Here is a 19,066-nt window from a genome sequence, read left to right as displayed (position 1 = left end):
GCGATAGATCTGAAAGCAGAAAGGGCGCGCGGGCTTTCTTTCCTGATCAGCAATTGGCGACCTGATCGCGCCCCTTGCGCCTCTACCGAAGGTGCGCTGCCCGCATCGAAGCTTTGCAGAAGACGATCTCTGCCCGTAGTTGGTCGGCTGCTCGCCCGATGCATCAAGCCTTAGCGTCCGCACGAGGCATTGGTGGCCTCGATGCTGGCGATGATGCTCTGCTGCATCTCCCCTACCGCACCAATATCCGAGGGCATCATAAGCACCTTCATGTTCGGGCTGTCCGCGAAGCGGCTCAGCACATCCAGGTATTGCTCAGTCAAGATGATGGACATGATCTCGCTTTCCGTCATGCCGTCTTGCTTCAACTCTTCGAAGCTGCGATGCAAACCATCCACGATGGCCTTGCGCTGATTGGCGATGCCCACACCATGCAGCTTCGCTTGCTCAGCTTCCGCCTCGGCTTTCACCACCACCGTGATCTTATCGGCCTCGGCCAGCTCACGTGCCGCCTCCTTGCGGCGCTGACTCTCGTTGATGGAGTTCATAGCATCACGCACGGCCGCATCCGGCTCGATATCGGTTATGAGCGTGCGGATGATGACGAAACCGAACTGGCTCATGGAGGCGCGCAGGGTATCCTCGACATCGTTGGCGATCTTGTCCTTCTGCACGAAGGCGTCATCAAGGGTGAGCGTGGGCACCGCATTGCGGATATTGTCCTCCACATACGCACGGATCTGCGTCTCGGGGCTGCTCAGCTCATAAAACGATGCCGCGATGTTCTTTTCGTCAACGCGATACTGCACCGATACATTCAGGTTCACGAACACGTTGTCGACCGTCTTGGTGGTCACGGATTGATCCATCTGATGGATGCGCATGGACACCTTCGTCGCAATGCGATCAACCAGAGGTATCTTCACGTGAATGCCGGGATCGGCAAGCCGGTGGAACTTGCCGAAGCGCTCAATGATATAGACGCTTTGCTGCGGAACCACATAGATACCCGCAACGAGGATCCCCACCGCAACGACAACGAGCACCACAAAAGCAATGAAGGACACCGATGAGAGAAGCGTGAAGAGCATGGAGGCTCCTTTCCACTCGAACCACGAACCATGAAAAGCGAATGCGCCCTCCTTCCCTCTTCCCTGCGAAAGCGATTGCGCCTGCGCAAAGGGCCTTATGAGAACGCTCTCCAGAGAAGTATAAGCAGAATAGGCGATGTTATCATCCACACCACCACTATGAGCACGGTTTTAAGCGTGTCCGATCTTGCGCGAGGGGATCGATCGCGCATATGAAAAGAGCCCGCAGCCATCCGACTACGGGCTCTTTTCAAGCGTCTCTCGAATGCAAGCGCTTACTTGCCTTCAGTAGCGCGCACCTTCTCGGCTACTGCTTCTTGCGCCTTCGCCTTCGGCTCTGAGATCTTGTTCTGCACGTTCGACTCGAAAGAGTCGAATACCTCGGTCTGACCGATCTTCTCTTCAGTTGCCATCTCGACCACCTCTTCCAGTTCGCTTGCCATGACGCAGTCCGATCGCCTGCGCCTCTCTGGAATTCATTATCGGCAGCGCGCATGAAGAAAGAGACCCCGAGCGCCAAGCGCAAAGAGCCTGATACACTGCCTTTACCATGGCGTAACCTTCTCAGTGCGCGCGTGCGCGCTCATGCACAGAAAAGCCCTTGCATCGCGCAACTACCCGCGCACCTCAGCTCCCGTAGCGCTCGCGGTCTTCTTCACCACACGTTCGTGAGCGCGTTCCACCTCATCAGCGGTCAGCGTACGATCGGGAGCACGATAGGTCAGCGTATATGCCATGGACTTTTTCCCTGCACCCACGCGCGCATCATCTCGATACACATCGAACAGACGAATGCTTTCCAAGAGCTTGCCACCCGCAGACGACATCACCTGCACCAATTTCTCATGAGTCACCTCTTCGGCAACCACAAGGTTCTGATCGACCTCGATCGGCGGGAAGGCGGGAACGTCGTTGAAGGGACGCGCGGGCTGCGACGCCTTTTGGAGCGCATCCATATCCAACTCGAAGGCAACCACCGTACCGTCAACATCGAAAGCTGCGCTCACAAGCGGGTGCACCTCGCCCACCCAGCCGATGACGATACCACCTGCGAGCATCTGCGCAGCACGACCCGGCTGCAAATAAGGCGCCTCATCGGCATCCAGAGCCTTGAAGCGCACCTTGGGCAGTGCAAGTTCACGTGCAAGGCTCTCGAGCACTCCTTTGCCATCGAAGAAGTCAAACGCAGCAGGATCACTGTTCCATGTTCGCGCCAGCATATGGCCCGCGAGAACACTGGCCACTTTCGTACGCTCCTTGGGATTTTTACGACCCTCGGTCGCGGTGAACACGGTGCCTATCTCGTAGAGCTGAACGTTCGGTACGCCGCGATTCTGATTATAGGAAAGCGAGCGCAACAACCCCGGCAGCAACGTTTGACGCATGATCGACTGCTCAGCGTTGAGCGGGTTGAGCACCTCGACCGCTAAGCCGAGCGCGCCTTCCTCCAGCCGAAGGCGCTGCACGTCAGCTGGCTCCGCGAACGAATAGGTCATGGTCTCATTGAGACCAGCCGCGCGAAGCACCTCGTTCACCTTCATGTTGATCAGCTGGCGCGGCGTACGAGCACCTACTCGATGGGGACTTGCGGGCAACGTGGAGGAAACGCGATCCATTCCCCACAAGCGCAGCACTTCCTCGTACAGGTCGATCTCTCGCTCAAGGTCGGGGCGGAACGTAGGAGCAATCACCTCAAGCGTGCCCTCTCCCGTATCTTCCGCCGAACACCCTAACCGCCGCAGCGTATCCATCGTGAAACTGGACGGGATATCAGCACCGACGAACTCTTGGAAACGCTTAATGCGGAACGTCAGATGAGGTGCCTCGCTCGGCTGCGGCCATTCGTCGATGAAGCCCTCGCCCGCAAGCGGCACCACCTGACCCCCTGCTACTTCCACCATGAGCGCCGCCGCTGCCGCCGAGCGCTCCAGCATGCCATGGTCGTCAACGCCGCGCTCGTAGCGCATGCTGCTCTCGGATATCAGACCCAAATTGCGACTGGTGCGGCTCGTGCGACCAGGCTGAAACGTCGCAGCCTCAAGGAAGATATCGGTCGTTTCTTCCGTCACTTCGCTTTCCAGACCGCCCATCACGCCCGCAAGCGCGACCGCACCGGCGCTCGGTGTGGCGATCACGGTCATGTCCTCGTTCAACACGCGCTCTTGTCCATCAAGGGTCTGCAGCTTCTCGCCCGCATGAGCAGCGCGTACCACCACATCCACGTTGCCCGCTGCATCCGCCAGCTTCTCCATGTCGAACGCATGGAGCGGCTGCCCGTACAAGAACAGGATGTAGTTGGTCACATCCACGATGTTGTTGATAGAGCGCTGTCCAAGCGCCGCCAGACGCTCAACCAGCCAGTCTGGCGAGGGGCCGATCTTCACGCCACGGATCACCCGCGCTGTGTAGCGCGGACACCGCGTCGCATCCTCGATCGTCACGCTCACGCGATCGGCAGGCGCCTCGCCAGCAAGGCCCAACCGTGCTGCCGCATCCAACAGAGGATCGGCCCAGTCCTCTTGATACATCGCACCGACTTCGCGCGCCATGCCCGTCACCGAAAGACAATCGGGACGATTCGGTGTGATCTCAAGGTCGAGGACCGTATCGCTCTTTCCCAGATACTCCGCCAGCGGCATGCCCACTGGCGCATCCTCGGGCAGGATCATGATGCCGTCATGCCCGCTCCCCAGGCCCAGTTCTCGCTCAGAGCAGTTCATCCCACACGATGCCACACCGCGTAGCTTGCCCTTCTTGATCTTGACGCCTCCCGGCAGCTCGGCGCCGATCAGCGCGGTCACGATATGATCGCCCGTGTTGAAATTCTGCGCGCCACAGACGATCTGCAAAGGTTGTGGCTGGCCAGTCTCATCAAGGTTGCACGCTCCCACATCCACCTGGCAAACCCAGAGATGGTCAGAGCCAGGATGCGCTTCTTTGCCGACCACCTTCGCTGTCACGATGTTGGCAAACGCATCCCCTACCTGCTCGACGCCCTCTACACCAGTGCCGGTCAAGTCCAGACGATCGCAAAACGCTTGCAGATCCTCTGGCACCTTCACGTATTCGCTTAACCATTTCAATGAAACAAGCATCGTCTACTTCTTTCCCTATCGGCCCTTCACCACATCCGCCCCAACATCAGAACTGGCGCAAAAAGCGCATATCGCCCTCCAGCAGCATGCGCAGATCGGGCACGTTGTATTTGAGCGCAGCCACGCGCTCGATTCCAAAGCCGAACGCGAAACCGGAATATACCTCAGGGTCAATGCCGCTCATGCGCAACACGTTCGGATCCACCATGCCGCAGCCGAGGATCTCAAGCCAGCCTGTATGCTTGCACATGCGGCATCCCTCACCGCCACACACCGCACAACTCACATCGACCTCAGCGGAAGGCTCCGTGAAAGGGAAATAGTGCGCGCGAAAACGCGTGCGCCGATCGGGTCCGAAGATAGCTCGACACACGTATTCCAGCGTGCCCTTCAGATCGCCGAACGTGATGCCCTTATCCACGACGAGCCCTTCGATCTGATGGAATTGGGGAAGGTGGCTCGGATCGGCCACGTCACGCCGATACACCTTGCCAGGGGATACCATGTAGATCGGAAGCTCCCAGTCTTCCATGGCATGCACTTGAGCGCCGGACGTTTGGGTGCGCAACAGCACGTCGCTCTCGCCGCGCACCGAGGCAGCGTCACCCGAGAGATCCTTCACGTAGAACGTGTCCTGCATGCTGCGGCTCGGGTGATCGGCAGGCGCGTTCAAAGCCGTGAAGTTGTAGTAGTCGGTCTCGACCTCAAAACCGGACTCGACCGTGTACCCGAGCCCCAAGAAGATGTCGTTGAGCTCGTCTATCATGCGATTGATGAGATGGCGACTGCCCATCTGCTGAGCACGTCCGGGAAGGGTGATATCCACCGCACCCGCCTGAATGCGCGCATCAAGCTCGGCGGCAGCTAGTTCAGTGCGCCGCGTCTCAAGAGCGTCTTCTACCGCCTGACGTGCCGCATTGACCGCTTTGCCAACCTCGGCCCGTTCCTCCTTGGCAACATTGCCCATATTGCGCAGATAGCTGGTCAAGGTTCCAGACTTGCCGATGACCGCCACGCGAACCTCATCCAGGCTCGCAAGGTCCTCCGCACGGGCCACCCGTTCAAGCGTGTCGCTGCGCAACCCCTCAAGTTCGTCCGTCAATGCCATGGTCGCCTCTTCCCTTTCGCGATATGTGCATGCACGCGACGACCATGGGCCATCGCGTACCGAATCGAATTTCTGTGCGGATTACTATAGCGCAATGCGGGCGGCATGATGCCGCCTTATCTCTTAAAGAACGCGGTATTTGACGTTGCGGTGACCCCACTGGTTGCACGTGGTGCAACTGGGGTCAAGCGCTTTCCATACGCCGGGCTGCAGATCAAGCTCGCAACCGTACTTATCCATGTTGCCGCAGTCGTTGATGGTGGCGTAGACCAAACGTCCGTTATAGACGATTTCCACCGTTTTGCCGTAATAGCTAGCACGGTTGCTCCATGAAAGCGGAATGGCAACACCCATTGAGCTATCATTGCAGATTGCGCCGGTAGCCGTGGTTGCCACCGCACCGGTGCTCGGATCACTGCTGCCGCCGTACGCAGAGGCGACCACCGAACGGAAACCGGACAGATCGCCCGGCGCTGCGGATGAGCCACCACCACCGCCGCCGTTGTTGCTTGACGAACTGCTCGACGACGCAGGCTTCTGCTCAGGTTCAGGCTGGGGTTCTTCCTTCACTCCGCCCCAAATGAACTGATCTGCCTGCTTGCGCATCTGCTCGATACGGGCGTTGTCGGCCTCGACCTTCACGCTGGCCTCTTCGACCACCGCCGTGGCCTCTTCGCGTTTAGTAGCCAACTCTTCCAGCTTCTCATCCTGCTCGTCTTTTTGAGCAGTAAGCTGGTCGGATACTTTCGTGAACTGCTCTTTGAGCTCTTTTTGAGTGTTGATCTCTTCGGCTTGGTGATCCATGATCTGGTTCACGTACCCAACATTGCGCGTGAGCTCAGCGATATCGGTTGATCCCATCAAAACGCCCAAGATGGTAGAGATGGAGCCGCCACGGTATTCGTAGAGCACCGTGGAGCCTAACGCCGCGCGCCCTTCCATCATGGCTTGCTGCGCATCGAGCACCTGCACCGCCAACTCGTCGATCTGCGTCTGCATTTCGTTGATCTCAGCGCTCAATGCTTCATATTCGGTAGAGATCTGATCGAGACGCTGCTGAGCCTCATTGAGCACCGCTTCGTTTTCGGTCTCAGCGTAGGAGGGGATAACCGCGAAGACGCTCAGAGAGAACGCCAACACGATAGACATGCATGCATACGAGCCTTTTTTCAAGAGGTTCAGTACCAAAATGTCCCGTAGTCCCTTTCTGGCTTCTCCGTTGAAATGCTTCCGCGCGTATTCTCCGTTGCGATGCGCCGCACAAGCACCGAAGCGCTCATCTCCAGCGGAAATAGTCTCTTATGATAGCGGAAAACGCAATATCTTGTGGAGAAAAAACATCAGATGCGCCACCGCTGCCCTTCTTCGGCACCTCCAGCGCCGCGCTGTCCACCCGAATCCCTCGCTTCCGTCCTTGCATTCTGTGCGCATGCCGTATCACGCTCAGCGAGCGCACCTACCTCCACTATGGCAGTTCCTTTGAAGCCTCTGCGCCGTTCAGACCGCCTACGACAAGAGTCGATCGAAAAAGTTAACCACGGTTGCAAACCAAAATTCCGAGTGCTATAGTCGCTTTGTTTGCTGAGGCTAACTTCAGTATCGGAGGTATGACATGCACAGTGCGATGGCCGTCGAAGACGCAGCGTTCACCGCGCAGCCCAAAGGGCACGCCGCCCATCAGATGCCCCTCACCTTTTTGCAAGCAGGCGAGCAGGCTCGCGTGATCAAGGTGCGCGGCAACGACGAGATCCACCATCATCTGGAAAACCTGGGTTTCGTCGCAGGTGCGCCGGTGCGCGTGGTCAACAAGCTGTCGGGAAACCTGATCGTTGAGGTCAAAGGCGCGCAGGTGGCGCTGGACCGGTCTGCGGCTTCCAAGATCATCGCCGGTTAGAAGAACACGCAAGGAGGACTATGACCGACCAAGGAAAAACGCTACGTGAGGTACCCATTGGCGAAACCGCCACGGTACGCCGCTTGATGGGCGAAGGGGCGCTGCGCCGCCGCATCATGGACATGGGGCTCACCAAGGGGACCCCTGTGCTCGTGCGCAAGGTGGCACCTTTAGGAGATCCCATTGAGGTCACCGTGCGCGGCACCGAGGTATCACTGCGCAAGGCCGAAGCAGAGCATGTGCTCGTGGACTGAACGGCTATTTTTTTGAAAGCAAGTTAACTAAAGCTAACTTAGGGGATTCAGAAGGGAACTAAGCACTATGGCGATACGCATCGCGCTCGCCGGCAATCCGAACTGCGGCAAAACAACGCTGTTCAACGATCTGACCGGCACAAATCAATACACCGGGAATTGGCCCGGTGTCACCGTCAGCAAGAAAGAGGGCACCTACCGACGCGACAAGGATGTAACGATCACGGACTTGCCGGGCGTCTATTCGTTGTCCCCCTACACACCTGAAGAGATCGTCACGCGCGACTACTTGATGAGCGACGCCCCCGATGCCGTCATCAATATTGTCGATGCCACCAATCTGGAGCGCAACCTCTACCTGACCACGCAGATACTCGATTTGGGGCTGCCGTGCGTCATAGCGCTCAATATGATGGATCTTGTCGAGAAGAACGGTGACCAGATCGACATCGACCAGCTCTCCGAAGATCTAGGATGCCCGGTCATGCCCCTCTCGGCGCTCAAGAGTCGCGGCACCGAAGAGGTGGTCGCCAAAGCGCGTGAGCTGGCAGATGCTGACAAGGTGCCCGCCACCAAGATGCGCTTCGCTGATGATGTGGAAGCATCGCTGAACAAGGTGATCGACATCATAGGCGACCGCGTCCCTGCACGCGAGATGCGCTGGACGGCCATCAAGCTGCTCGAAGGCGAACAACTCACCACAGACAAGCTCCAGCTGCCCGCCGAAGACCTCTCGAAGATCGCTGTGATACGCGCCACGCTCGAGACGGTCATGGACGACGACACTGAGTCCATCATCACCAACGAGCGTTACGATGCGATCAGCAATATGTGCACCACCTGCGTGAAGCGCACGACACGCGGCATGACCACCACCCAAAAGATCGACCGCATCGTCACCAACCGCGTGCTGGGCATCCCTATCTTCATCGTGGTGATGTTTCTGGTGTACTTCATCAGCGTCTCCACGGTCGGCACCATTGCGACCGATTGGGCCAATGACGGCCTGTTCGGCGATGGCTGGCTCTACACCAACACCGAAGAATACGATGAAGCCACCGGTGATTTCGAGGCTCAGCAAGAGATGATCGGCGCCTACCTTGAGGCCGCCGAAGAAGACGGTCTTGACATTGAGCCCGCTGAGGCGTTCCTTGCCCTAGAAGAGCCCGCCGAAGATGCCGAGAGCGCCGATCTTGCCGCATACGCGCAAGCCGAAGAGGGTTTCGATGCGTTCATGGATGACGCGCGCGCCGCAGGTATCATGGGCACCATGGAAGTGGAGGACGAGGACACCGGCGAAGTGACCGAAGAGACCGTCAACGCCGCCACCTTCCTCAAGGCAGTGAGCGCCGAGGAACCCGACCCAGCTGAGTTCGGTCTGTGGCATCCCGGCATCCCCGTGGTGGTCGAAGAATGGCTTACCGCCATCGACTGCGCACCGTGGCTGCAAAGCCTCATCATCGACGGCATCCTTGCCGGTGTCGGCGCGGTGATCGGATTCGTCCCCCAGCTGATCATCCTGTTCATCCTGCTCGGCATTCTGGAGGGCTGCGGATACATGGCGCGCGTAGCGTTCATCATGGACCGCATCTTCCGTCGCTTCGGCCTGTCGGGCAAATCGTTCATCCCTATGCTCATCGCCAGCGGCTGCGGCGTACCTGCGGTCATGGCCACCAAGACCATCGAGAACGAGAAGGACCGCCGCATGACGGTGATGACCACCACCATGATCCCCTGCGGCGCGAAGCTGCCCATCATCGCGCTCGTGTTCGGCGCGCTGGCTGGAAGCTTCTACGAAGGCACCTGGTGGGTCGCTCCCCTCTTTTATTTCCTCGGGCTGGCCGCCATCATCATCAGCTGCATCATGCTCAAAAAACTGCGTGCTTTCGCAGGTGACGCGGCACCGTTCATCATGGAGCTACCCGCCTATCACCTGCCCACGGTGAAAAACGTTCTGCTGTCCATGTGGGAGCGCGTGAAGGCCTACCTCGTGAAGGCCGGCACGATCATCTTCCTTTCATCCATCGTCATTTGGTTCTTGTTGCAATTCGGTGTGTACGAGGGCGCGTTCGGACTTCTTGACACCGAGATGGACGACTACATTCAATACAGCCTGATGGCTGGCCTCGGCAACGGACTCGCCTGGATCTTCGCACCGCTGGGCTTCGGTAACTGGGAGGGTACCGTCACCTCCATCACGGGCCTGGTAGCGAAGGAAAACGTGGTAGCCACGGTCGGCATCATCACCAGCCTTGGTGAAGTGGGTGAAGACGACCCCACCATCTGGATGTCGTTTGCCACCATGATGGGCGGCACCAGCGTTGCGATCATGGCATTTTGCGCCTTCAATCTGCTGTGCGCACCATGCTTTGCCGCCATGGGCGCCATCCGCAATCAGATGCGCTCCGCCAAATGGACCTGGGCTGCTATTGGCTATATGACAGCCTTTGCTTGGGTGGTGGCGCTCATCATCTATCAGCTGGGCGGTCTCATCACCGGCGATGTTATGTTCAACGTCTGGACCGTTATTGCGATCCTGCTGCTGGTCGGCATGCTCTTCCAGCTGTTCAGGCCCATGCCAAAGTACAACAAGGATGAAAACCGGAAGGCCCAGGCAACGCTCGACGCTCACACCGCTGCCTAGCTTCAAAGGAAGGGATACGGATGCTCGAACTGACCATGACGCCCTCTACTGTCATCTTGCTAGCTGGCATCCTTGCCGCAGCGGTTCTTGCCGTACGACGACTCGTCAAACGCGGCATGTGCGACTGCGGTGACGGTAACGAAGCGTCGGGAGGCTGCGCCCATTGCGCAAAGAAATGCGCTGGCACTGATGGCTGCGATGCGGTGGCCGCCATGCTCGCGCACATCGAAATCGATGACACGCATGACCGCGGGCCCTCTTCCCGGAGAGGCAGCGCCAAGCTCATGGCCCCTACCCCCTTTGCGCGCTAGCATCCCAACCTCGTTCATCTGAGGCATCGCACAACGATACCTCCGCAAAAGAAGGCCGAGCCACGAGGCGGTCCGGCCTTCTTACATCCAGAGCATCTTCTCAAGAAGCGACGACTCAAGGCTTCTCGTAAAGCCTCCTGCCATCGCCTACCATCAGGCAGCCCTCTACGCCAAGCTGCCCGAACGCCGTGCACCGCCTTCTACTCCCCGAGAACCTCGCATGCCATCTTCACCAACTGGGTGCCCGAAAGCGTGCGCGGATCCTTGTTGATGCCCTGTGGCAACAGCGTCTTGAACGTGGCGATCTCGCGGAACGCATGCTCGTGCTCCGGCAGCGTCACGAGGATCACCGGCGTGTCATCGCCTTCGGTCATGGCGCACATGGCCTTATCCACCGCGCGGAAGAACTTCTCCGCTTCCTCTTTCTTCACATCATTGCGGGAGCGGTGGTCGTGATACGGCGACTCATGGCCCTCAAGGCTATAGTAATCAAGCACTGAGGTGTCGCCATTGAACGTCGCAGGGAACATCTCGGCGAAATACTGCTTTATCTCGTCAGGAAGCTGCTCGTAGCGCACCTGCTGCTCGTCACCATCGAGCACGCTGAAGAAATCGGCATTGAGCAACAAGAACTTGTATGCCACGCGATCGTGCTCCGCATTCTGCATGAGCGGCCCCATGTAGAAATGATCGTCCACGATCGAGAGCGGATCGACCGCTACATCCATGTTGAAGACGTCAGCTTCATCGTTGTTGACGAGAAAGCCTAACGATTTGTCAGCCTCAAGCCACAGCGACAGATCCCCATGGTCGAGAATGTAGTCAAGAAGCTCCATGATGCCCGCATACTGCCGCGCATCGGGAAAACGCTCCGCCAGTTGCACGCGCGCCTGCTTCGTCAGATCTTTGAATTCGATACGGTTCCACTCGTCGCGACGCTCTTCGCGCTCGGCATGCTGGATAGGCATATAGATAGAAACGGATGGACCACTCGCCTGCTTGAACCGCTTCGCATCGAATCCACTGCTGAAATGCACTCGCTGCGACAACTCTCTGATGGCTTCTTTTCTCATGATGTGCCTCCGATCCTGATGTTCTCCGGTTCGCGCACGCGCACGCACGCCACCTGCCCCTTCAGGATAGGCCCTCGCTCCCGCGCATATGGAGATCTAGCTGAGCTGTTGACTGGCTCATCTAAGCTGTTGCCGAACGGTTCTCAACCCCAACTGCCTCCACCGTCTCAACTGCCTCCATCGCCTCTCCGCTCAAGAAGCTCACCACCTCGACGATGCGCTGGAAGAACTCGCTGCGCGTCGCATTGCCCCGGCGTATCTCATTGAAAAGCTTGCCATCTTTGATGAAGAGCACGCGGCTTGCGAAGGATGCCGCGAACGAATCATGCGTGACCATCATGATGGTGGCCCCCATGCGCTCATTCATCATCTCCAGCGTCTCAAGCAACACGGTGGCCGAGCGCGAATCAAGCGCGCCTGTTGGCTCGTCGGCCAAAATGAGCTTAGGGTCGCCCACGATCGCGCGCGCCGCCGCCACACGCTGCTTCTGGCCACCGGACATCTGGTGAGGGTATTTTTGGAGCACCTGCGTCACACCGAGGCTTGCCGCTACCTGCTCGACGCGCTGACTGATCTTTGCGGGCGACACATGTTTGATCGTCAACGATAAGGCGATGTTCTCGAACGCGGTCAACGTTTCAAGAAGGTTGAAATCTTGGAAGATGAAGCCCAGCTGCTCGCGTCGAAACTTCGCAAGAGCGGCGCGACGCATGCCCATGATGTTCTGACCGCCCACGACAATCTGGCCGCTCGTTGCCTTGTCGATCGTGGATACGCAGTTGAGCAGCGTGGTCTTACCCGAGCCGCTCGGCCCCATGATACCGACGAACTCGCCGGATTCCACATCGAAGCTCACCCCATCGAGCGCATTGGTGATAGAGTCGCGCGTGCCGTAGGATTTCCTGAGCTGGCGCACCGCCAACGCTGTCGCTGATGCCGCATGCATGCCCTGAGGCTGAGCTACCGTTTCTGCCATGATTTCCTCCTTCGATCCGATGTTGCCACTATGCGCTCTGCGCCTGCGGGCTGCCATCGAATCGGCTTACAGCTGGCTTACATCCCTGTCACGTGTGCGCGACGACGATCGTGCGGAAACGTGAAGATAACGCGCGTGCCAATGCCCTCTTCGCTAGCAAGGCGCACGCCCACCCCAAGCTGCTCGCACATGCTGGCGACCAGATACAACCCCATGCCGGTCGCACTGCCACGAGCACGCCCATTGCGGCCCGTAAAACCGCGATCGAAGACGCGCGGTACGTCTTCAGCGGGAATGCCGCATCCATCATCGGCCACCTCGAGCACGGTGTGCTCGCGCGAGGTGCCCACGCCCTCTTCGGTGCTCACGAACGAGATGGTATGCGCGCCATATTGGGCCGCATTGACCACCACCTGTCCCACCATGAATACGAGCCACGGCCGATCGGCGAGCACGGTCGCATCAGTGGGAATGCGTATGCTTGGAATAGCTTGCCGCTCGATCAGGAACCGAGCATGGCGCTTGCATGCTTCGCGCACCGCTTCGCCTAAGTTGACCTCGCGAATGGCATAATCGCTGCGCACAGAGGTCGACCGGGCATAATAGAGCGCCTGTTCCACCTCATCCTCGATGCGCTCCACCTCACGCGAGAGCGCATCGCTCTCTTCCCCTTGCATGCGCGAAAGGATCAGCTTTGCCGCCGCGATAGGGGTCTTAGCCTCATGTATCCACAGTTCGATGTAATCCCGATAGCCAGCTGCTTCGAGCTGGACGCTCTGCATCTCAGCGTGCCCGCAGTCCCCCATGCGCTCGGCTATCGCATACGCTATTCTGCCCTCGAGAAACCCCGGCTCATCGAGAAACGATTGCATCTGGTTCGTCTCATCCATCATCTCGAGCATGACCGAAGCTTGCTTCCAGAAATGGCGGCGGCGTATGAAGTCGAGCACGAGCACGCTTGCCGCGACAAGCCCGACGAACACGCACAAAGCGGCGGACCCATCGCGGGTCAACCCCATGATGGTGCCCATGGCCGCAATTCCACCTTCGCAGACAGCGAGCGCTACCAAAGCGATCCAGCGCTCAGCAAGGTATCCCCTGAAGGTGAATCGTGGAGCATCTGCTTCGCTCATACCGAATATCCCATCCCGCGGCGCGTCTTGACGAAATCCTCCGGCGCTCCGATAGCGTTCAACGCCTTGCGCAGACGGTTCACATTGACCGTGAGCGTGTTATCGTCAACGAATTCATCGGTTTCCCAAAGATCGGCCATGATCTGCTGGCGGCTCACTACGCTGCCGACATTGCGCAACAGCAGTTGCAAGATGCGCTGCTCGTTGCGCGAGAGCTCCCGCGAGGCGCCTTCATACGACACGACGCCCGACGCCATATCCAACCGCACGCCTGCATGCTCCAGAACGGGCGTGCCAGTGGTTGCCTGACGACGCAGCACGCTCTGGATGCGCGCGAGCAGGGTTGCTGGGCGGTACGGCTTGGTCACGAAGTCATCTGCGCCCAGGCCGAACGCCATCACCTCGTCGAATTCGCTCTCCGATGAGGTCAACATGATGATCGGAACCTTGGAGACCGCGCGGATATCGCGGCAGATCTGCAAGCCGTCAGCATCGGGCAGCCGCAGATCGAGCACGACGCAGTCCACCTCTGCCGCGAGCACCTCAGCTGCCGCTTCTGAAAAAGAAACGCAGTGCTCGACCGCGAAGCCTTGCAGGCGCAAGAGCCGCTCGAGCCCATCGAGCAAGGCCGCATCATCTTCCACTACGAACACCTTCGGCGCCGCATGAGCGCATCCACTGCCCTCATCCATACTCCCACCGCCTCTTCGCACTTCAAGAGCATCTCGTCAACATCAGCATATCAGATGCGATCGCAGCGCTTCCCGCAAAGCGCTTTGCGGCACAATAGAGAGGCACGGTAGAGGAAGCACGACATCGCTTCGATCTACGCAATGCGCAAGGAGCAGCACATGGAGCAAGCACAGGACATCTCTCGTAACGCGAAAAGGCGTGAGAGCAACATCGTGCAGGCGAGCATCGTCGGCATTGTCGGCAATGTGGTGCTCGTCGCCTTCAAGCTGCTCGTTGGCCTGGCGGCTCACTCCATCGCCATCATCCTCGATGCCGTGAACAACGCTACCGACGTTCTCTCGTCAGTCATCACCATCATAGGCACGAAACTGGCCGCTCGCAGAGCCTCGCGCCAGTACCCCTTCGGGTTTGGACGCATGGAGTACATGACCTCCCTTGCCATCGCCGTCATCATCCTGATAGCTGGCGGCATCTCGCTTTGGGAGGCTGCCGTGAAGGTCATCTGGCCAACCGATCCTGACTACAGCACGTTCACGCTGATCGTCATCATAGCGAGCATCCTGGTGAAGGTGGGGATCGGCATCTACCTGAAACGGCGCGGCAAGACCCTCCGCAGCAGTGCGCTCAGCGCATCCGGCGTTGATTCGGACAACGATGCTATTCTGACGGCGGGCACCCTGGTAGCCGCGCTCGTCGCGTTGATCTGGCAGGTGAACATCGATGGCGCTATCGGCGTCATCATTTCGCTGTTCGTTCTCAAGAGCGGATGCGACATCTTGCGCGAAGCGGTCAGTCCCATTCTCGGCGCACGTTGCGACAACGGCTTGGGTACTCGACTCAAGAGCTTCATCTCAAGCTACGACGGCGTTTTGGGAACCTACGATATCATCCTTGACGACTTCGGCCCTAACGAGATGATCGGCGCAGCGCACATCGAAGTGGACGACGATATGCGAGCCGCCCAGATACACGAGCTCACACGGCGCATTTCAGAGGATGTGTACAGGGAATTCCGTATCATCATCACCATCGGCGTCTATGCGGCCAATCCGCACGATCGCTACAAGCCCATGCGCCGCACGCTCCATGAGATCGTCGAGGATTATCCTGACGTTTTGCAAGTGCATGGGTTCTACGTGGACGAGCAGCGCAAGCTGGTCACCTTCGACTTGGTCTTAGAGTTTCGCGCCGACAACGAAGCGGTGCGCACCGGCGTCATCGATCGTATGAAGAGCGCGTATCCCGCCTATGAGTACAACGTGGTCATCGATGCCGACTATGTCGGGTGAGAAGGTGCTTCTACCCGAACGAACGCGCTAGAGCCGCTTCATCATCCACTGATGCGGCTCCCCCTCATCGTACCCGATCTCCCCATAGGGCACATAACCATGCTTCTCGTAGAATCCTTGGGCTTGGCACTGCGCATGCAGATGCAGTTCGGTGCCGCCCCGGCTCTGAACGATGCGTTCGCTTTCAACGAGCAACTCGGAGCCAAGACCTCCCTTACGAACCTGGGGCATAACCGCAAGACGGCCAAACACCCATCGGCCGGGGGCCGTTTCGCAATCGGGCTCCAGCTCTACGGGAAACACACGAGCACACCCGAGCGGATTCCCCCCTTCAACGAGCGCCACATGAACGCACCGATCGTCCTCGTCGATCGCGTCGAACTCGTTTTGGTACCCCTGCTCTTCCATGAACACCGCACGCCGCACCTGCTGAGCCGCTTCAAAGGCGTCGCGCCCGCTCTGCATCTTCATGCGCGCTCCTTACCTACGAGACGTCCGAGGCGTCCGCGTAGGTCCATGCAACAGCATCACCATCGGATACCACGCAGCTTCCTGCCGACACCTGCGGCATCTCTCCGTTCACGGTATAGGTCCATCCGGCCGAACCCTCACCGGCAACCCCGTCTATCGCTTCGACGAACGGACCGAAGCTCGACTCGGTCACCGTCACATCAAGCCCGCTTGCCTGGAGCGCCTCAAGAGCGGTGCTGTCCTCTTCGAGAGAGATGACCGCCGGTGCGAGCATGACCTCGTCTGCAGGACCCGTCACCGATACGCTCACCGCGATAGAAGTAGCCTGCGCGACTGCTTCACTGGAAGCCGATGAACTCTCGCTTGAAGATGACGTCTGCGACCCTGCGCATCCCGCACAAGCGAGCAACACCGCCATCGCAAGCGCGACCATGGCCATACGCATCCGCACGCCCGTCATACCCTTTATACCCGACATAGTCCGCCTACTTTCTCAAAAAAACCGTCCGTAGCATACCGTCTCCAGTGTAGTGCATTCGCACCATCTCCGCGCGCGTGCCGCTCCATCTCCATCACCGCGACCGAACTCCCTGCAAGAAGGCCCGGCGCGTGTCCGTTGCGTATATAATCTTCAGAACGTGATACAGATCAAGGTGAGCAGGTGAGCAGCATGGAATACCGGGTTGGCGTTGTAGGGGCAGCAGGATTTGCGGGCATCGAGCTCGTACGCCTTCTTCTCGCTCATCCTACGTTTCGCGTGACCACGGTCACCTCCGATGCTTATGCGGGAGCGCTTGTGGCGGAGCGCTATCCCGCCTTTGCCGGAATGACCGACCTGCGCTTCTCCGCCAACGATACGCCCGACCTCGCCCACTGCGACGCGGTGTTTCTCGCGGTTCCTCATACGGCAGCCCTTGACAGCGCCGCCGCCCTCCTTGATGCCGGGGTCAACGTGATCGACCTCTCCGCTGATTTCCGCCTCAAAGATGCCGCCGTCTACGAACACTGGTACGACACGGCTCATACGCACCCTGACCTGCTTGCCCGCGCAGCGTTCGGACTGCCTGAGATCACCGGAGATGAGCTCGCACGGGCAGCTGCCCAGAGAAACCAGGGCAGCCCTGCCCTTGTCGCCTGTGCCGGGTGCTACCCTACTGCCACATCGCTTGCAGCCTTTCCCGCTTTGCAGGCAGGCCTGATAGCCGAGCAGGGCGCGGTCGTAGCCGATGCCATCTCGGGGATCAGCGGCGCAGGCAAAAGCCCCAATGCGCGCAACCAGTTCTGCACGGTCAACGAGGATGCGCAAGCCTACGGCGTGGGCACCCATCGTCATACCCCCGAGATAGCTCAGATACTCGGTCTGGGCGATCGGCTGGTTTTCACACCGCATCTGGCACCCATGAACCGCGGGCTGCTCTCAACGGTGACTATGCCCCTTGGCGCCACCATCAGCATCACCACCGAAGAACTCGTGCGCATCTATGCGGAAGCCTATGCGCATTCCCCCTTCGTCACCGTTTTGGCACCAGGAACCTTCCCGCAAACCAGAAGCGTCGCGGGCACCAATCGCGCGCACATCGGCGTGACCGTGCACGAGGCGGCGCGATCGGTCATCGCGGTGTGCGCTCTTGATAATCTGGGCAAGGGTGCTGCTGGTCAAGCGGTACAATGCGCGAACATCATTTTCGGCGAAGACCAGAGCGCGGGCCTTGATACCGTCGCGCTCGCAGTATGAGGACCACTATGAGCATAACGCATGATACCTACGCGGCAGCCTTCGGTTTTCCGTTCAAAGCGGGCGGTGGCGTGACCTCTGCTCGAGGATTCACCGCTGCTGGCATCCACGCCGGGTTTCGCGCAAACCCCCATCGGCTCGACATGGCCATCGTGGCTGCTCAAGCGCCATGCCCGACCGCAGCCGTCTTCACGCGCAACGCCTTTTGCGCGGCACCAGTGCGCGTCAGCCGAGATCGTCTCGGTGGCGTCATCGGCGAGAGCTACGGAACAGCACAAGCCGTGATCGTGAACTCCGGCAACGCGAATGCGGCCACCGGCGAAGAAGGCGTGCGCACGGCTGAGGCGGCAGCCGAGATCGTCGCTGAGCATCTCGAAATACCCCCGCGCGATGTTCTGGTCGCCTCAACGGGGGTGATCGGCGTACCGCTGCCGCTTACGCCTTTCCGCCACGGCGTGCCCGAGGCAGCAGCGAAGCTCTCCCGCGAAGGCGGTACCGATGCGGCGTGCGCCATCATGACCACCGATACGGTAGAGAAGGAATGCGCGGTCACCTTTCAGGTTGAGAACACCACGTTCACCGTAGGCGGCATGGCGAAGGGATCAGGCATGATCATGCCTGATATGGCGACCATGATCGCGGTTTTGACGACCGACGCTCCCCTCGCACCCGCCGTCTTGCATAAGGCGCTCCATGCGGCCACAGCAGCAAGCTTCAACAAGGTCACCGTTGACTCCGATTCCTCCACGAACGACACGTGCATCCTGATGGCCTCGGGAGCCGCAGCAGACACCATGGCGCCCTTTTCCGTCGGAAGCGCAGCATACGAGGCGTTTCAAAAAGCGCTCACGCAAGTCTGCGTTGCCCTTGCGCGCGCTATGGCACGCGATGGTGAAGGGGCATCCAAACTTGTCACCGTACACGTACGTGGGGCCGCTAGCGCCGATGAGGCCGATGTCGCCGCGCGCGCAGTGGCGAACTCTCCCCTCGTGAAGACGGCTGTAACTGGTCGCGATGCCAATTGGGGACGCATCGCCGCAGCGTTGGGCAAATCTGGCGCGCGATTCGATCAGCACAAGGTGGATATCGACATCATGGGGCTTCCCGTCTGTCGTGCAGGCATGGCACAGCCCTTCGATGAGGCCGAAGCGCGCAAGCGTTTCGAGAACAGCGAGATCGTCCTTGAGGCAGATTTGGGCGCCGGTGAGCACGCAGCGACCCTCTGGACGTGCGACCTCACCCATTCCTACATCGACATCAATGCGGATTACCGCTCCTGACCCTGACGAAATGAGCGCT

The 19,066-nt window shown here is 59.2% G+C and carries 18 protein-coding genes; 6 read left to right on the top strand and 12 right to left on the bottom strand.

Going from position 1 to position 19,066, the window contains the following annotated elements; translation table 11 throughout:
- Nucleotides 1-170: 170 nt before the first annotated feature.
- The 5 genes from NFR19_RS01400 to NFR19_RS01380 form a co-directional block, all read right to left on the bottom strand.
- Nucleotides 171-1,091 carry an SPFH domain-containing protein gene (locus NFR19_RS01400; protein ID WP_251211987.1) on the bottom strand — a complete coding sequence of 307 codons (921 nt, stop codon included), beginning with the start codon at nt 1,089-1,091 and terminating at the stop codon, nt 171-173.
- A gap of 275 nt (nt 1,092-1,366) precedes the next feature.
- Nucleotides 1,367-1,534 (bottom strand): hypothetical protein, encoded by a 168-nt coding sequence (locus tag NFR19_RS01395; protein ID WP_251211986.1) that lies wholly within the window; start codon nt 1,532-1,534, stop codon nt 1,367-1,369.
- Between the two features lie 171 nt (nt 1,535-1,705).
- Nucleotides 1,706-4,186: a phenylalanine--tRNA ligase subunit beta gene (gene pheT / locus NFR19_RS01390; protein WP_251211985.1), complete on the bottom strand. Its 2,481-nt coding sequence runs from the start codon at nt 4,184-4,186 to the stop codon at nt 1,706-1,708.
- Nucleotides 4,187-4,232: 46 nt separating this feature from the next.
- On the bottom strand, nt 4,233-5,294 hold the full coding sequence (pheS, locus tag NFR19_RS01385) for a phenylalanine--tRNA ligase subunit alpha (RefSeq protein ID WP_251211984.1): 1,062 nt from the start codon (nt 5,292-5,294) through the stop codon (nt 4,233-4,235).
- Between the two features lie 123 nt (nt 5,295-5,417).
- Nucleotides 5,418-6,443, bottom strand: coding sequence for a coiled-coil domain-containing protein (locus tag NFR19_RS01380; RefSeq protein ID WP_251211983.1), 1,026 nt, complete (start codon nt 6,441-6,443; stop codon nt 5,418-5,420).
- A 463-nt stretch (nt 6,444-6,906) separates the two neighbouring features.
- Here NFR19_RS01380 and NFR19_RS01375 point away from each other — a divergent pair, with 463 nt between their 5' ends.
- The 3 genes from NFR19_RS01375 (at nt 6,907) to feoB (ending at nt 10,086) form a co-directional block, all read left to right on the top strand.
- On the top strand, nt 6,907-7,188 hold the full coding sequence (locus NFR19_RS01375; protein WP_251211982.1) for a FeoA family protein: 282 nt from the start codon (nt 6,907-6,909) through the stop codon (nt 7,186-7,188).
- 20 nt (nt 7,189-7,208) lie between these two features.
- A complete protein-coding gene (locus NFR19_RS01370; RefSeq protein ID WP_251211981.1) occupies nt 7,209-7,442 on the top strand; it encodes a FeoA family protein in 234 nt (77 codons plus the stop codon).
- A 67-nt stretch (nt 7,443-7,509) separates the two neighbouring features.
- Nucleotides 7,510-10,086 carry a ferrous iron transporter B gene (gene feoB / locus NFR19_RS01365; protein ID WP_251211980.1) on the top strand — a complete coding sequence of 859 codons (2,577 nt, stop codon included), beginning with the start codon at nt 7,510-7,512 and terminating at the stop codon, nt 10,084-10,086.
- Nucleotides 10,087-10,145: 59 nt separating this feature from the next.
- On the opposite strand, the gene NFR19_RS01360 is transcribed toward feoB, so the two are convergent.
- The 5 genes from NFR19_RS01360 to NFR19_RS01340 form a co-directional block, all read right to left on the bottom strand.
- Entirely contained in the window at nt 10,146-10,400 is a 255-nt protein-coding gene (locus NFR19_RS01360) for a hypothetical protein (RefSeq protein WP_251211979.1), read from the bottom strand.
- Between the two features lie 197 nt (nt 10,401-10,597).
- Nucleotides 10,598-11,470, bottom strand: coding sequence for a baeRF8 domain-containing protein (locus NFR19_RS01355; protein WP_251211978.1), 873 nt, complete (start codon nt 11,468-11,470; stop codon nt 10,598-10,600).
- 121 nt (nt 11,471-11,591) lie between these two features.
- Entirely contained in the window at nt 11,592-12,446 is an 855-nt protein-coding gene (locus NFR19_RS01350) for an ABC transporter ATP-binding protein (RefSeq protein WP_285813422.1), read from the bottom strand.
- A gap of 77 nt (nt 12,447-12,523) precedes the next feature.
- Nucleotides 12,524-13,579 (bottom strand): sensor histidine kinase, encoded by a 1,056-nt coding sequence (locus NFR19_RS01345; RefSeq protein ID WP_251211977.1) that lies wholly within the window; start codon nt 13,577-13,579, stop codon nt 12,524-12,526.
- Complete coding sequence (locus tag NFR19_RS01340) at nt 13,576-14,271, bottom strand: response regulator transcription factor (protein WP_251211976.1); 696 nt, start codon at nt 14,269-14,271, stop codon at nt 13,576-13,578. The genes NFR19_RS01345 and NFR19_RS01340 overlap by 4 nt, the downstream gene beginning before the upstream one ends.
- 159 nt (nt 14,272-14,430) lie before the next feature.
- Between NFR19_RS01340 and NFR19_RS01335 the strand changes: the two genes are divergently transcribed.
- Entirely contained in the window at nt 14,431-15,561 is a 1,131-nt protein-coding gene (locus tag NFR19_RS01335; RefSeq protein WP_251211975.1) for a cation diffusion facilitator family transporter, read from the top strand.
- A gap of 27 nt (nt 15,562-15,588) precedes the next feature.
- On the opposite strand, the gene NFR19_RS01330 is transcribed toward NFR19_RS01335, so the two are convergent.
- Nucleotides 15,589-16,032 (bottom strand): GNAT family N-acetyltransferase, encoded by a 444-nt coding sequence (locus NFR19_RS01330; protein ID WP_251211974.1) that lies wholly within the window; start codon nt 16,030-16,032, stop codon nt 15,589-15,591.
- A gap of 13 nt (nt 16,033-16,045) precedes the next feature.
- Nucleotides 16,046-16,510: a DUF4430 domain-containing protein gene (locus tag NFR19_RS01325; RefSeq protein WP_251211973.1), complete on the bottom strand. Its 465-nt coding sequence runs from the start codon at nt 16,508-16,510 to the stop codon at nt 16,046-16,048.
- Between the two features lie 192 nt (nt 16,511-16,702).
- On the opposite strand from NFR19_RS01325, the gene argC reads away from it, so the two are divergent.
- Both argC and argJ read left to right on the top strand, forming a co-directional pair.
- Nucleotides 16,703-17,767, top strand: coding sequence for an N-acetyl-gamma-glutamyl-phosphate reductase (gene argC, locus NFR19_RS01320; protein ID WP_251212045.1), 1,065 nt, complete (start codon nt 16,703-16,705; stop codon nt 17,765-17,767).
- Between the two features lie 8 nt (nt 17,768-17,775).
- Entirely contained in the window at nt 17,776-19,047 is a 1,272-nt protein-coding gene (gene argJ, locus NFR19_RS01315; RefSeq protein WP_251211972.1) for a bifunctional glutamate N-acetyltransferase/amino-acid acetyltransferase ArgJ, read from the top strand.
- Nucleotides 19,048-19,066: the final 19 nt, after the last annotated feature.

The organism is Adlercreutzia murintestinalis, from assembly GCF_943192905.1.
GTDB classification, from domain to species: domain Bacteria; phylum Actinomycetota; class Coriobacteriia; order Coriobacteriales; family Eggerthellaceae; genus Adlercreutzia_A; species Adlercreutzia_A murintestinalis.
The sequence above is the reverse complement of the archived record's forward strand: the minus strand, read 5'-3'. Positions and strand labels throughout refer to the sequence as shown.